The sequence below is a fragment of the Streptomyces sp. NPDC059524 genome (assembly GCF_042749255.1).
In the GTDB taxonomy this organism is placed as follows: domain Bacteria; phylum Actinomycetota; class Actinomycetes; order Streptomycetales; family Streptomycetaceae; genus Streptomyces; species Streptomyces xanthii.
In genome coordinates this window covers 527-14,423 of the sequence record NZ_JBHYTK010000030.1, presented here as the reverse complement: position 1 = coordinate 14,423, position 13,897 = coordinate 527, and the positions used below count along the sequence as shown (strand labels likewise).

General features: G+C 70.4%; 9 protein-coding genes. 2 read left to right on the top strand and 7 right to left on the bottom strand.

Annotated features, from left to right (window positions below; genetic code table 11):
• Positions 1-245 precede the first annotated feature (245 nt).
• From ACFW9D_RS11680 to ACFW9D_RS11650, 7 genes are all read right to left on the bottom strand, one after another.
• Positions 246-1,805: an APC family permease gene (locus ACFW9D_RS11680; RefSeq protein WP_188338353.1), complete on the bottom strand. Its 1,560-nt coding sequence runs from the start codon at positions 1,803-1,805 to the stop codon at positions 246-248.
• Positions 1,806-2,073: 268 nt separating this feature from the next.
• On the bottom strand, positions 2,074-3,546 hold the full coding sequence (locus ACFW9D_RS11675) for an aldehyde dehydrogenase family protein (RefSeq protein WP_384620572.1): 1,473 nt from the start codon (positions 3,544-3,546) through the stop codon (positions 2,074-2,076).
• Positions 3,543-5,282, bottom strand: coding sequence for an amidohydrolase family protein (locus tag ACFW9D_RS11670; protein ID WP_384620569.1), 1,740 nt, complete (start codon positions 5,280-5,282; stop codon positions 3,543-3,545). Before ACFW9D_RS11670 ends, ACFW9D_RS11675 begins: the two co-directional genes overlap by 4 nt.
• A 237-nt stretch (positions 5,283-5,519) precedes the next feature.
• Positions 5,520-6,644 carry an LLM class flavin-dependent oxidoreductase gene (locus ACFW9D_RS11665; protein WP_188338350.1) on the bottom strand — a complete coding sequence of 375 codons (1,125 nt, stop codon included), beginning with the start codon at positions 6,642-6,644 and terminating at the stop codon, positions 5,520-5,522.
• 119 nt (positions 6,645-6,763) lie between these two features.
• A complete protein-coding gene (locus tag ACFW9D_RS11660) occupies positions 6,764-7,549 on the bottom strand; it encodes an SDR family NAD(P)-dependent oxidoreductase (protein WP_384620566.1) in 786 nt (261 codons plus the stop codon).
• Positions 7,550-7,561: 12 nt separating this feature from the next.
• Positions 7,562-8,488 carry a TIGR03619 family F420-dependent LLM class oxidoreductase gene (locus ACFW9D_RS11655; protein ID WP_384620564.1) on the bottom strand — a complete coding sequence of 309 codons (927 nt, stop codon included), beginning with the start codon at positions 8,486-8,488 and terminating at the stop codon, positions 7,562-7,564.
• Positions 8,489-8,872: 384 nt separating this feature from the next.
• Positions 8,873-10,132, bottom strand: a complete 1,260-nt coding sequence (locus ACFW9D_RS11650) for an amidohydrolase family protein (RefSeq protein WP_384620561.1) — start codon at positions 10,130-10,132, stop codon at positions 8,873-8,875.
• A gap of 217 nt (positions 10,133-10,349) precedes the next feature.
• Between ACFW9D_RS11650 and ACFW9D_RS11645 the strand changes: the two genes are divergently transcribed.
• Together ACFW9D_RS11645 and ACFW9D_RS11640 are read left to right on the top strand one after the other, a co-directional pair.
• On the top strand, positions 10,350-13,349 hold the full coding sequence (locus tag ACFW9D_RS11645) for a BTAD domain-containing putative transcriptional regulator (protein WP_384620558.1): 3,000 nt from the start codon (positions 10,350-10,352) through the stop codon (positions 13,347-13,349).
• Between the two features lie 213 nt (positions 13,350-13,562).
• Positions 13,563-13,754 (top strand): hypothetical protein, encoded by a 192-nt coding sequence (locus tag ACFW9D_RS11640; protein WP_384620556.1) that lies wholly within the window; start codon positions 13,563-13,565, stop codon positions 13,752-13,754.
• The last annotated feature ends 143 nt before the right edge of the window (positions 13,755-13,897 follow it).

Here is a 13,897-nt window from a genome sequence, read left to right as displayed (position 1 = left end):
CCGGGCGCGCCCGTAGGGGCAGACCGGGGGCGCCGGGGGAACTGCGCGAGAACCCCCACCGGCCCGCAGCCGGGGACGAGCCTCGGCCCCTACGGCGCGTGGCCGATCCCGGACGCGGGGCTACGGCGTCACCGCCGTAGGGGCCGGGAGTTGTCGTCGAGTGCCACGCCATCGTGGTTGCTCGCGCAGTTCCCCGCGCCCCTGAAGACACGCTCCGCGTGCCCCAGGAGCACGCCCGGGGCGGACTACTCCGAGACCACCAGGACCGGCGTCTCGCGGTTCAGGATCTCGCCGCGGAAGAACGCCGGGCTCCGCCGCCCCATGACCACCATGATGACGACCCCGACGAGCAGGAGCCCCACCCCGATCACGAAGACGGAGCCGACGCCGAGGACGGAGGATCCGCTGCCGTACGCCGGGTTCCACATGTCGACGAGGGTCTTGACGAAGACGGCCGTCAGGAGGACGCCGCCGAGCAGCGGGAAGATCCCCTTGAAGGCGAGGTCGCGGAAGGACCCGGTGAGCTCGCGCCGGAAGTACCAGGCGCAGGCGAACGCGGTCAGCGCGTAGTAGAAGCAGATCATGAGCCCGAGCGCGTAGATCGTGTCGACGAGGACGTGCTCGGAGACCAGGGTCATGACGGTGTAGAAGACGGCGGTGGCGGCGCCGGCCATGACGGTGGCGCGCCCGGGCGTCTTGAAGCGCGGGTGGACCCGCGCGTACGAGGCGGGCAGGGCCTCGTACGTGGACATGGCGAGCACCGTGCGGGCGACCGGGATGAAGGTCGTCTGGAGGCTCGCCGCCGCCGAGGCGAGCACGGCGAGGAAGAGCAGGATGCCGAGGGCGGGCCCCATGACGGGTCCGGCGAGCGCGGCGAAGACGTTGTCGGACGTGTCGGGGTTGGCGAGCCCGAGCCCCTTGTCGCCGGAGCCGACGATCATCTGGGCGGCGATGCCGGTGGCGAGGTAGGAGCCGACGAGGACGACCATGGCGATGAGCGCGGCCCGCCCGGGCGTCTTCTCGCTGCCGATGGTCTCCTCGTTGGCGGTGAGGCAGGTGTCCCAGCCCCAGTACATGAAGATCGACAGCGAGAGCCCGGCGGTGAACGCGCCGAAGGACTGGACGGCGAACGGGTTCATCCAGGACCAGGAGAAGTCCGCGGAGGTCGGGAAGTCGACGGAGCCGGCCTTGGAGATCGCCATGACGACGAAGACGGCGAGGACGACGAGCTGCAGCCCGACGAGCGTGTACTGGACGCCCTTCGTGGCGGTCATGCCGCGATAGCTGATGGCGGTCGCGGCGGCGATCAGCGTGAGGCACGTGACGATGTGGACGGCTTTGTTGCCGTCGAGCGCGGCGATGGAGTCGTTGTTGGTGATCTCGCCGGCGAGGAGCCAGAAGTACGAGGTGGCGACGCCGGCCAGGTTCGACAGGACGATGATCGTCGCGATGACGAGGCCCCAGCCGCACATCCAGCCGACCCGGGGCCCGAAGGCCTTCACGGTCCAGGTGAAGGAGGTGCCGCAGTCCGGCATGACCTTGTTGAGCTCGCGGTACGCGAAGGCGACGAGCAGCATCGGCAGGAAGCCCGCGAGGAAGACGGCGGGCATCTGGAGCCCGACCTCTCCCGCGGTGGAGCCGAGCGTCGAGGTGAGGCAGTAGACGGGCGCGACGGTGGAGACGCCGATCACGGCGCTGCCGAGGAGTCCTACGGAGTTCCCGCCGAGGCCTTTGCCCCCACCGGCGGCGGCCGCGGAGGTGTCTGCGGCCCGCGACGTCGAGGGCCCTGCGTCCAACTGAGTCATGAACAGGACGTTAAATCCTGCGATTTCCATGTTTGGGGGTGTTCGCCCCACCCCACGCTTCTTGGAAATCCATGGCCCACGCAGCCTAATGCATTCACTCGCATAACCATGACCGACCGCACGCCATCGGATCAAAGGCGAACCCGGCCGCCCGCCCGTGTTCGGGAATCGCAGCCGGGTCCGTTTTACCCGTTCAGAAAATTTCCGTGCGAACTACATCACTTCACGGAACCCACCGGTCCCGTCACTCATCGCCCCGCAGGACGCGTCACCCGGGCCACACGATCGACTGCAGCTCGCTGTACGCGTGCAGCGCGTACGAGCCGACGTCCCGCCCGACCCCGCTCTTCTTGAAGCCGCCGAACGGCGCCTCCATGTTCCGGGCGATCGTGTTCACCCCGACCCCGCCGGCCCGCAGCCGCCGCGCGACCCGAAACGCCTTCGCGACGTCGCCGGACCACACGTAGTCGATGAGCCCGTAGTCGCTGTCGTCCGCGAGTGCCACCGCCTCGTCCTCGTCGCCGTCGAACGGCACGACCGCGACGACGGGCCCGAAGATCTCCTCCCGGACGACCCGCATGTCGTTGGTGCAGTCCGCGAGCAGCGTCGGCGCGACGTAGAACCCGGTGCCGAGACCGTCACCGTCGGGCCGCTCGCCGCCCGCGACGACCGTGGCGCCCTCCTTGCGGCCGAGCTCCACGTACGACTCGACGCGGTCGCGGTGCGCGGCGGAGATGACGGGTCCGACGACCGTGCCCTTCGCGCGCGGGTCGCCGACCTTCATGAAGCCGATGTAGCCGCGCAGCTTCTCCACGAACGCGTCGTACACCGACCGGTGCACCAGCGCCCGGGTCGGGGCCGTGCAGATCTGCCCGCTGTAGAAGGCGTACGTGGTGCCGATCCCGGCGACGGCGGAGTCCAGGTCCGCGTCGCCGAAGACGATCGCCGCGCCCTTGCCGCCCAGCTCCATGAGCTGCCGTTTCATGGACCGGCCGCAGACTTCGCCGATGGCCTGCCCGACGGCCGTGGACCCGGTGAAGGACACCATGTCGACCTCGGGCGCCTCGACGGCGGCCTGCCCGACCTCCGCCGACGCCCCGCTGACCACGTTCACGACGCCGGGCGGCACGCCGGCCTCCTCCAGGGCCGCCGCCATCCGGTACACGGACAGCGGGTCCTGCGGCGCCGGCTTCACGACGACCGTGTTGCCCATGGCCAGCGCGGGCGCGACCTTGCCCGCCGGGTTGGCCCACGGGTTGTTGTACGAGGTGATGCAGGTGACGACGCCGACCGGCCGGCGCAGGGCGAGCGCCCCCACGACGCCCGCCTTGCCCATCGGCCCTGCCTCGTTGATCTGCGGCGGCAGCCCCTGCTCGACCGGCTCCAGGGCCCCCTTGGCGTAGCGCCGGAACCGGGCGACGCCCACCGCGACCTGCATGCCCCGCGCGGTCGCCGAGGTGGCCCCGCTCTCGGCCTGGGCCAGTTCGGCGTTGGCGGCGAAATCGCGCTGCATGAGGTCGGCGGCGCGGTCGAGGATCGCGGCGCGCTCCTCTGGCCGGGTCCGCGACCAGGGCCCGAAGGCGTCGGCGGCGGCCCGCGCCGCGTCGCGGACCTGCTCCTTCGACGCCTCGGGCGCGGGCCCGACGACCTGCTCGCTCGCCGGGTCGATCACGTCGTAGTGCCCGCCGCCCGGCTCGACCCACTCGCCGCCGACGAACAATCTGCCTTCTGTGTACGTCACTTGGTGCTCACCGTCCGTGTGTCCTGTCCGGAGCGCAGCACCTTGCCGGGCACGGCGCCGCTCACCACGTCGTCGCGGATGGCCTCGACGCCGTTGACCCACACGGCGTTGATACCGAGGGCCTTGGAGTCCAGGCGGGGGCTGTCGCCGGGCAGGTCGTGCACGAGCGTGGCCTTGCCGGCGTCGATCCTCTCCGGGTCGAAGAGGACGAGGTCGGCGTGCCAGCCCTCCTGGATCCGCCCGCGCTCGCGCAGCCCGAACAGCTGGGCCGGATCGTCGGTCAGCATCTTCACGGCCTGCTCCAGACCGACGAGCTTTCGGCCGCGCAGACAGTCCCCGAGGAACCGGGTCGTGTACGGCGCCCCGCACATCCGGTCCAGGTGGGCGCCGGCGTCCGACCCGCCGAGCATGACGTCCTCGTGCTGCCAGGTCTCGGCGCGCAGGGCCCACGAGTCCGGGTCGTTGTCGGTGGGCATCGGCCACAGGACGGTCCGCAGCCGGTCGTTGGCGCAGATCTCGACCAGGCACTCGAAGGGTTCCTGCCCGCGCTCGGCGGCGATGTCCTTCACGACCCGCCCGGTCAGACCCTCGTTGGCCTGCGAGTACGTGTCCCCGATGACGTACCGCCCGAAGTGCGCGAGCCGCCGGAAGACACCGGCCTCCTTGCTGTCGGCGCGGCGCAGCATCTCGGCGCGCACGTCCGGGTCCCGGAGCTTGGCGATCCGCTCGTCGACGGGCAGGCCGAGGATCTCGCCCCAGCCGGGGATGAGGTTGAGCGCGCAGAAGGTGCCGAGGGACATGTTCATCGGGGTGAGGATCGGCATGGTGAGGGCGACGATCCGGCCGCCCGCCTTCCGGGCCCGCTCGCTGGGCACGAGCTGGCGCGGTACGCGCTCGGGGACGGCGGCGTCGATGGTGAGCACGTTCCAGTTGAGCGGCCGGCCCGCGGCCGCGCTCATCTCCACGAACAGATCGATCTCGTCGTCGCTGAACTGGTCGAGGCACCCGGCGACGATCGCCTCCAGCTGCGTCCCCTCGTGCTCGCCGACGGCACGGCTGAGCGCGAGCAGCTCGGCGGGCAGCGCGTGCCGGGAGGCGACGGGCGCGCCGTCACCGTCCGAGTGCGTGGACGACTGTGTGGTGGACAGCCCCCAGGCCCCGGCGTTCATGGCCTGATGGAACAGATCGAGCATCTGCCGCATCTGTTCCTCACTCGGCTGGCCGCCCACCGCGTCGGCGCCCATCACGTAGCGGCGCAGCGCGCAGTGCCCGACCATGAACCCGGCGTTGACGGCGATCCGCCCGTCGAGCGCGTCGAGGTACTCCCCGAACGAGTGCCAGGTCCACGGGGCGCCCTCTTCCAGGGCGACCAGGGACATGCCCTCGACCTTGGACATCATGCGCCGCGTGTAGTCGGCGTCCTCGGGCCGCGCGGGGTTGAGCGGGGCGAGCGTGAATCCGCAGTTGCCGCCCGCGACGGTGGTCACCCCGTGGTTGAGGGAGGGCGTGGCGTACGGGTCCCAGAACAGCTGGGCGTCGTAGTGGGTGTGCGGGTCGACGAACCCCGGCGCGAGCACGAGCCCCGAGGCGTCCTCGCTGCGCCTGGCCTCCTCGGTGACCTGCCCCGGCTCGGCGATGACCGCGATCCGTCCGTCACGGATGCCGAGGTCGGCGACGTAGGCGGGCGCACCGGTGCCGTCGACTACGGTGGCCCCCTTGATGAGGTGATCGAGCATGCCTAGCTCCCAAAAGTCCAGCTCAGCAAAATCTGGCCCCTCCGACGACGGAGGGCCGAGATCCGGGCGGGCGCCCAAATCAAGCCCTCCGGCGGAGACCCGAGGACCGGGCGGATGTCCAAATCAAGCCCCTCCGGCGATTGAGGAGCGGGGTCCGGGGCAGTGCCCCGTGACAGAGGCGAAGGGAGGCCCCGGCTCTCCTGTCCGGGTGGAGGAGAGCCGGGGCAGCTCAGCGGATCAGGCCCCGGCCTGATTCCGGAACCGCGTGGTCCGGTGCACCGGATCCGTGTCGATCTTCGGAATGACGTGCTCCCCGATCAGCTTGATCGAGTTCAGCGTGTCCTCGTGCGAGACCCCGATGGGCAGCCCGAACGACAGCTGGTCGGCGCCCGCCTGCTCCCACCGCTTGCACTGCTGGAGCACCTCGTCCGGGTCACCGCAGATCATGAGCTCCTCGGCGATGAGGAGTTCGATGATCTCCCGGTTGTACTCGGGCAGGACCTCCGGCCACTCGGGGATGCCCTCGGGCCGCGGGAAGGTGTCGTGGTAGCGGAAGACCAGCGACTGCAGGTAGTTGAGCCCGCCGTTGACGGCGATGTCGACGGCCTTGTCGTGGGTCTCGGCGCAGATCGCGGTCGAGGTCACCATGACGTTGTCGTTGACGAAGTCACCGATCGGCTCGGCGTCCTGGATGGCGGTCTTGTACTGCTCCAGGACCCACTCCATGTCGGAGACCTTCTGCACGCTGAAGCCGAGGACGCCGAGGCCCTTCTTGGCCGCCATCGCGTACGAGGCCGGGGACCCGGCGGCGTACCACATGCCGGGGTGCGACTTCCCGTGCGGCTTGGGGAAGATCTTGCGCGGCGGGAGCGACCAGTGCTTGCCCTGGAACCCGACGTACTCGTCCTGGAGCCACATCTTCGGGAACTCGGCGATGGTCTCTTCCCAGATCTCCTTGGTGTAGTTCATGTCCGTCACACCGGGGAAGAAGCCGAGGATCTCGTGCGAGCCGGCGCCGCGCCCGCTGCCGAACTCGAACCGCCCCTCGCTGAGGTGGTCCATCATGGCCACCTTCTCGGCGACCTTCACGGGGTGGTTGACCTGGGCCAGCGGGTTGAAGATGCCGGACCCGAGGTGGATGCGCTCGGTCGCGTGCGCCAGGTACCCGAGGAACACGTCGTTCGCCGAGAGGTGCGAGTACTCCTCCAGGAAGTGGTGCTCGGACGCCCAGGCGTACTTGAAGCCGGACTTGTCCGCCTGGATGACGTACTCGGTCTCGTTCATGAGCGCGCGGTGCTCGGCGGTCGGGTCCGTCAACGCCTGCTTGCCCACGTATCCCTGTACAAAGAGCCCGAATTCCAAGGAGGTTCACCGTCCTCGTCAGTTTCTGACGATCCGTCAGATTGGATGTCATGACTGTTCCACCGGAGCCTGGGGCCGTCAATACCTGACGCAACGTCAGCTACGGTCCCGGGGCGCCGTCACAGGACGCTGACCCCGGCCAGCCAGCCGCCGTCGATCACGAACGGCTGCCCGGTGATGTACGCCGAGTCCTCCTCGGCGGTGAGGAAGAGCGCGAGCCGCGCGACCTCCTCGGGCTTGCCGACCCGGCCGAGCGGCACGAGCTTGCGGTACAGCTCGTCGAGCGCCTCGGCGGCCTCATCCGTGTTCGCGGTGGGGTCGAGCTGCGCGGGGTTGCTCATGGCGGTGTCGATCGCGCCGGGGCACACGGCGTTGACCCGGATCTTCTTCGCGGCCAGCTCCAGCGCGGCCACGCGCGTGAGCCCCACGATGGCGTGCTTGGTGGCGGTGTACGCGCCGACGTACGCCATGCCCGTCACGCCCGTGTAGGAGGCGGTGTTGACGATGGTCCCCCCGCCCGCGGCCTCGATCACCGGCGCGACGGTCTTGATCCCCAGAAAAGCACCCACCTGGTTGACGTTCACGATCTGCTGGAACTCGTCGAGCGGGGTGGACGTCAGCTCGTTGAAGCGCAGGATGCCGGCGTTGTTGACCAGGCCGTCGATCTTCCCGAAGGCACCGGTCGCGGCCTCCACGGCGCCCTGCCACTCCTCCTCCTTGCTGACGTCGAGACGGACGTAGACCGCGCCGCTCCCGATGTCCTTGGCGACGGCCTCGCCCTGGTCGTCGAGCACGTCGGCGACGACGACCTTCGCGCCCTCGGCCGCGAACAGCCGGGCTTCCTTCTCGCCCTGTCCGCGGGCCGCGCCGGTGATGAGCACGACGCGCCCGTCAAGCTTGCCCATGATGGTTGCTCCTCAGGTGAGTTGGGTTGCGACATCCGCGGCGAAGGCCGCGATCTGGTCGATCAGCTCGGCACTGCTGCGGCTGCGGAAGCGGACCTGGATCTGGTCGACACCCATCGCGGCGTACGCGCGCAGCGACTCGGCGAGCGCGTCCGGGGCGCCGGACAGCGTGCGCCGCCCGACCTCCCAGGCGGGCGTGCCCACGTACAGCGGCTCGGCGATGGCGCCGACGGTCAGCGGGTCCTCGATCCCGGCCTCCGCCCGCAGCCGGCGCAGCGTGGCGATCTTCTCGGGGAGCTTGTCGCGCGGGTCGCCCTGCGGCAGCCAGCCGTCCCCCTTGAGCGCGGCCCGCCGCACGGCCGGCGCCGAGGACCCGCCGACCCAGACCGGTACGCGCCGCTGCGCGGGCCGCGGCTTCTGCCCGAGCCCCTCGAACGCGAACAGCTCCCCCTTGTACTCCGGGAACTCCTCGGGCCCGAGCGCCGCCTTCAGCGCGTCCAGGGTCTCGTCGAGCACGGCCCCGCGCCGCGCGAAGTCCACCCCGAGCGCCTCGAACTCCTCCTGCACGTGCCCGGCCCCGACCCCGAGCACGAGCCGCCCGCCGCTGAGGTGGTCGAGGGTGGCGTACTGCTTGGCCGAGACCAGCGGATGCCGCAGCCCCACGATGGCCACGTGACTGAGCAGCCGCACCCGCTCGGTGGCGGCGGCGAGGTACGCGAGCGTCGCGACGGGGTCGTACCAGGTGGTCGACATCGCGTCGGCGAGCCGATGCGGAATGGCGACGTGATCGCAGCAGGCGACGTAGTCGAACCCGCCCCGGTCGGCGGCACGGGCGATGGCGACCAGCTCCTCCACCCCCGCCCCGGCCTCCCACGCCTCGGCGTACATGGTGCTCTGAGACTGAACCGGCAGCTGTATCCCGTACACGAGTGGCGCCATGTGAGTACCTACCCCTGACCGTCTCGACCCCGATCTGACGAACCGTCACATCGTGATACCTGACGCCCAGTCAGACAAGGGCCAGAGCGATACCCACACCCCTGGGGCGCACGAAGTGCGCTTCTCAGGGGCGCGGGGCTGTATCAATCTGCGGCTCCGTCGCGCGGGCGCGACCCTGGGGCGCACGAAGTGTGCCCCTCAGGGGCGCGGGGAACTGCGCGAGCAACCACGACGGCGCAGCAGTCGGCAACCGCTCAGCAACCCGCAACGGCGCGCCGCCGGGGGCGCACGAAGTGCGCTTCTCAGGGGCGCGGGGAACTGCGCGACCAGCCACGACGGACGCGCACCCGGCGATGAAACCTCTACCCGCAACGGCGCGTAGCCCTAAGGAACCCAGAGCCCCTCCGGACTCAGCCCCAGCAGATCAATCGCGTTGCCCCGAACGATCCGCTCGACGACATCCGCCTCCAGATGCCCCATCTGCGCCTCCCCGACCTCCTTCGACTTGGGCCAGGTCGAGTCGGAGTGCGGATAATCCGTCTCGTAGAGCACGTTCTCCAGCCCGATCGCGTCGAGGTTCTTCAACCCGAACGCGTCGTCGAAGAAGCACCCGAAGACATGCTCGGCGAAGTACTCGCTGGGCCGCTTGCGGACCTTGTCCGCGACCCCGCCCCACCCCCGGTTCTCCTCCCACACCACATCGGCCCGCTCGAGGATGTACGGGATCCACCCGATCTGCCCCTCGGCGTACATGATCTTGAGGTTCGGGAAGCGCTCGAACTTGCCGCTCATCAGCCAGTCGACCATCGAGAAGCAGCAGTTGGCGAAGGTGATGGTGGACCCGACGGCCGGCGGCGCGTCCGCCGACGTGGACGGCATCCGACTGCTGGACCCGATGTGCATGGCGATGACGGTCCCGGTCTCGTCGCACGCCGCGAGGAACGGGTCCCACTCGTCACCATGGATGGACGGCAGCCCCAGGTGCGGCGGAATCTCGGAGAACGCGACGGCCCGCACCCCGCGAGCGGCATTGCGCCGCACCTCCGCGGCCGCCAGCTCCGCGTCCCACAGCGGCACGAGGGTGAGCGGGATGAGCCGCCCGCGGGCGTCGGGCCCGCACCACTCCTCGACCATCCAGTCGTTGTAGGCCCGCACCCCGAGCAGCCCGAGCTCCCGGTCGGAGGCCTCGGTGAACGTCTGCCCGCAGAAGCGGGGGAAGGTCGGGAAACACAGGGCGGACTGCACGTGGTTGACGTCCATGTCCGCGAGCCGCTCGGGCACGCTGAACGACCCGGGCCGCATCTGCTCGTAGGTGATGACCTCGAGCTTGATCTCGTCGCGGTCGTAGCCGACGGCGGTGTCGAGCCGGGTGAGCGGCCGGTGCAGGTCCTCGTAGACCCACCAGTCCCCGATGGGCCCGTCGTCCCCGGGCGCGCCCATGACCGGCGCGAACTTTCCGCCCAGGAAGGTCATCTCCTTGAGCGGGGCGCGGACGATACGGGGTCCGACGTCGGCGTACTTCTTCGGAAGCCGGTCGGACCAGACGGTCGGCGGTTCCACCGTGTGGTCGTCGACGGAGATGATGAGCGGGAAGTCGGTGGGTATCCGGTCGTTCTGGGCGATTGCGCTCTCCGAGGTCTCCATGGGCTCACGGTAGCGCCGATCTGACGATCCGTCAGCTATCGGTTCTGGGCTCACATGCGTGAGATGTCTGTGGTGACTGCCGCCCACTGCTGACGTAACGGTCATGAACAAGGCAAACTGGCGGGGTCGTCCGCGACGCCGCCGACACGGCGCGCCGACTGGACGGCACGAACGGCAGATGTAACGGGGCTGGTGCGGCGGCAGGGGGTCGGCGACGATGGACGGTGTACCGCGGGTACCGGAGCAGCGGCGGTCCGGCACACCCGGTGACACCTCGTCCGCCGAGGTGGCGGCGGACCCGGCGCCGGTCTCCGACCTGCTCCGCTTCAGCGTGCTCGGACCCGTACGGGCCTGGCGCGGCGGCGAGCAGCTCGCCACGGGCTCCCCGCAGCAGCGCGCCCTGCTGGCCGCGCTCCTGCTCCGCGAGGGCCGGACCGCGACCGCCGGCGAACTCATCGACGCCGTCTGGGGCGACGAGTCCCCGCAGCAGGCCCTCGCCGCGCTCCGTACGTACGCCTCCCGGATCCGCAAGATCCTCGACCCCGGCGTCCTGGTCAGCGAGTCCGGCGGCTACGCGATCCGTTCCCTCGACGGCGACGCGCTCGACCTCACCGCCGCCGAGTCCCTGTGGACCGACGCGGAGAAGGCCCGGCACGCGGGCGACCTCTGCCAGGCCCGCGCCCTGCTCAACAAGGCGCTGGGCCTGTGGGACGGCGAGCCCCTCGCGAACGTCCCGGGCCCCTACGCCGAGACCCAGCGCACCCGCCTCGAGGAGTGGCGCCTCCAACTCCTCGAAGCCCGCCTCGACATGGACCTCGAACAGGGCTGCCACGCCGAGGCCGTCTCGGAGTTGACGGCCCTCACCGCCGCCCATCCCCTCCGCGAGCGCCTCCGCGAACTCCTCATGCTCGCCCTGTACCGCTCCGGGCGGCAGGCCGAGGCCCTCGCGGTGTACGCGGACACGCGCCGCCTCCTCGCCGACGAACTGGGCGTCGACCCCCGCCCGGGCCTCGCCGAACTCCAGCAGCGCATCCTCAACGCGGACCCGTCCCTCGCCGAGCCCTCCGCCCCCGCGGCGGAACCGGCCGCGACACCGGTCCGCCCGGCCCAGCTCCCGGCGACGGTCCCCGACTTCACCGGCCGCGCCTCCTTCGTCGACGAACTCAGCGAGGTCCTGTCCTCCGCGCACTCCGAGACGGGCACGGGCTCCGTCATGGCCGTCTCGGCGGTCGCGGGCATCGGCGGCGTGGGCAAGACGACGCTCGCCGTGCACGTGGCCCACGCCTCCCGCGCGGCGTTCCCCGACGGCCAGCTCTACGTGGACCTTCAGGGGGCCGGGGCCCGCGCGGCGGAACCGGAGACGGTCCTCGGCTCGTTCCTGCGCGCCCTCGGCACGGCGGACTCGGCGATCCCGGACACCCTGGAGGAACGCGCGGCGCTGTACCGCTCGACGCTGGACGGCCGCCGCGTCCTGGTGCTGCTGGACAACGCGCGAGACGCGGCCCAGGTCAGGCCCCTCCTCCCGGGCACGGAAGGCTGCGCCGCGCTCATCACGGGCCGGGTCCGCATGGTCGACCTGGCGGGAGCCCACCTCGTCGACCTGGACGTGATGTCCCCCGAGGAGGCGCTGCTTCTCTTCACCCGCATAGTCGGCGAGGAGCGCGTCGCCTCGGAGCGCGAGGCGGCCCTCGACGTCGTCGCGGCCTGCGGCTTCCTCCCCCTCGCGATCCGTATCGCCGCCTCCCGCCTGGCGGCCCGCCGCACCTGGACGGTCTCGGTCCTCGCGGCGAAGCTCGCGGACGAGCGCCGGCGTCTGGACGAGCTCCAGGCCGGCGACCTGGCGGTCAAGGCCACCTTCGAACTCGGCTACGGCCAGTTGGAGCCGCCCCAGGCCCGAGCCTTCCGCCTCCTGGGCCTCGCCGACGGCCCCGACATCTCGCTGGCGGCGGCGGCAGCGGCCCTGAACCTGGACCAGGACGAGACCGAGGACCTCCTGGAGTCCCTGGTCGACACGTCCCTCCTGGAGTCGGCGGCGCCCGGCCGCTACCGCTACCACGACCTGGTCCGCCTCTACGCGCGCGCGTGCGCGGAGCGGGACGAGCTGCCGCCGGAGGAGCGGGAGGCGGCGATGTCCCGCCTCCTGGACTTCTATCTGGCGACGGCGGCGGGGGTGTACGCGATCGAGCGTCCCGGGGATCGCCTGGTGGATCACCTGGAGCCGACCAGCCACCCAGGCATCAGCTTTGCGGGCTCACGCGAGGCCCAGGACTGGCTCTACGCCGAGGCCAACTGCCTGATCGCCTGCGTTCGCCAGTCTGCGGACGGCCCTCGCCTGCGGCGATCGGTCGACCTCTTGTGGGCTGCCAAGGATCTTGCTGAATCCGGAGCCAACTCGCGTGCCTATGAAATCGCCGCAACAGCCGTGAGGGACGCGGCTCGTGGCAGTGAGGACATCCGGGCGGAGGCTCGCGCCCGGACCACACTGACGAACGTTCTCCTCATTGCCGGACGATTCGATGAGGCCGAGGAGGAAGCCCGGCTGGCCATGCAACGCGCGGACGAGGCCGGAGACATGCTTCCCAATTGCTGGGCGGCCAACGACCGGGGAATCATCGCCATCTACCAGAACCGGCACGCCGACGGCGAGTCCTACCTGGAGCAGGCGATCAGCAACTTCCGCGCCGATGGCAACGCCGTGGGCGAGGCAAGCGCCCGCTGCAATCTCTCCCGTATCCACCTGGCGATGGGCCGTCTCTCCAGCGCGATCGAACTCGCACAACAGGGAATCGACGTCTACGACCGCATGGGACTGACCCTCCGGCTCGCGAACGGACGCTATGCCCTGGGCATGGCTCTGACTCGCGCGGGGAAGTTCACGGAGGCCCTGAACCAACTGACGGAGGCCCTGGCTCTCTTTCACGAGAATCGCCAGCCCCTCTGGGAGGGCGTCACCCACTTCCGCATCGCCGAGGCCCATCTGGCCGCCGGGCGCGCGCCTCTGGCCGCCAGCCATGCCGAGCAGGCCATCGCCCTGCGCGGCATCGGAGGCGAGTGGCGACGAGGAACCGTCCTGACCGTTCTGGGCAAGGCCCTGGCCGCAATGGGGCAGATCGACCGCGCTCGCGCGTGCTGGCAGGAAGCACTCGCCATCTACGAACGCCTAGGTTCGGACGAGGCGGGCGAGATGCGTCAATTGCTCTCGCCGATGGCCGCCTGAGCCCGACATCGCCCACGTTCATCGTTCGTTTATCGCCGCTCGGCACTCTTACCTACACCGATCCGTCGCGTCGGGGGGCAGACGGATCGCGAACGAGGCTGCCGCACTATCGTGAGCGGCCTCAGGGCGCCCGTCCTGCGACCAACGGGGGAGTTGCCGGGCGGGCGCCCTTTTTCACGCTACGCACTCGCAGAACTTCAGGAGTTGATGTACATGACCGCCGCGAAGAAGTCCGCCGGAGACATAAAGCCGCAGGACAACCACGCGTCCGACGTCGAGGAGTCCACCACTGTGGCCCCCCTGGACAACCACGCGTCGGGCGGGGACATCACCACGCTGGACAACCACGCGTCGGGCGGCGACATCAAGCCTCTGGACAACCACGCATCCGGCGAAGAGGTCTAACACGCTTTCCTCGCACGGGGATCGGCCGCCGGGGGGCCGCGGGGGGGCCCCCGCCCCCCCCGCGGGGGCACGCGGGCAGCCCCCACCCCCCCAGTAGTGTGTCGGAAAAAACAAAACCAGCCCCACCAGAAGGGGAGGCTGGG

Excerpts from the sequence above, each read along its gene's own strand:
- ACFW9D_RS11650 (WP_384620561.1), bottom strand. The coding sequence starts at position 10,132 with ATGGAGACCTCGGAGAGCGCAATCGCCCAGAACGACCGGATACCCACC.
- ACFW9D_RS11680 (WP_188338353.1), bottom strand. The coding sequence starts at position 1,805 with ATGACTCAGTTGGACGCAGGGCCCTCGACGTCGCGGGCCGCAGACACC.
- ACFW9D_RS11640 (WP_384620556.1), top strand. The coding sequence starts at position 13,563 with ATGACCGCCGCGAAGAAGTCCGCCGGAGACATAAAGCCGCAGGACAAC.
- ACFW9D_RS11645 (WP_384620558.1), top strand. The coding sequence starts at position 10,350 with ATGGACGGTGTACCGCGGGTACCGGAGCAGCGGCGGTCCGGCACACCC.
- ACFW9D_RS11660 (WP_384620566.1), bottom strand. The coding sequence starts at position 7,549 with ATGGGCAAGCTTGACGGGCGCGTCGTGCTCATCACCGGCGCGGCCCGC.
- ACFW9D_RS11670 (WP_384620569.1), bottom strand. The coding sequence starts at position 5,282 with ATGCTCGATCACCTCATCAAGGGGGCCACCGTAGTCGACGGCACCGGT.
- ACFW9D_RS11655 (WP_384620564.1), bottom strand. The coding sequence starts at position 8,488 with ATGGCGCCACTCGTGTACGGGATACAGCTGCCGGTTCAGTCTCAGAGC.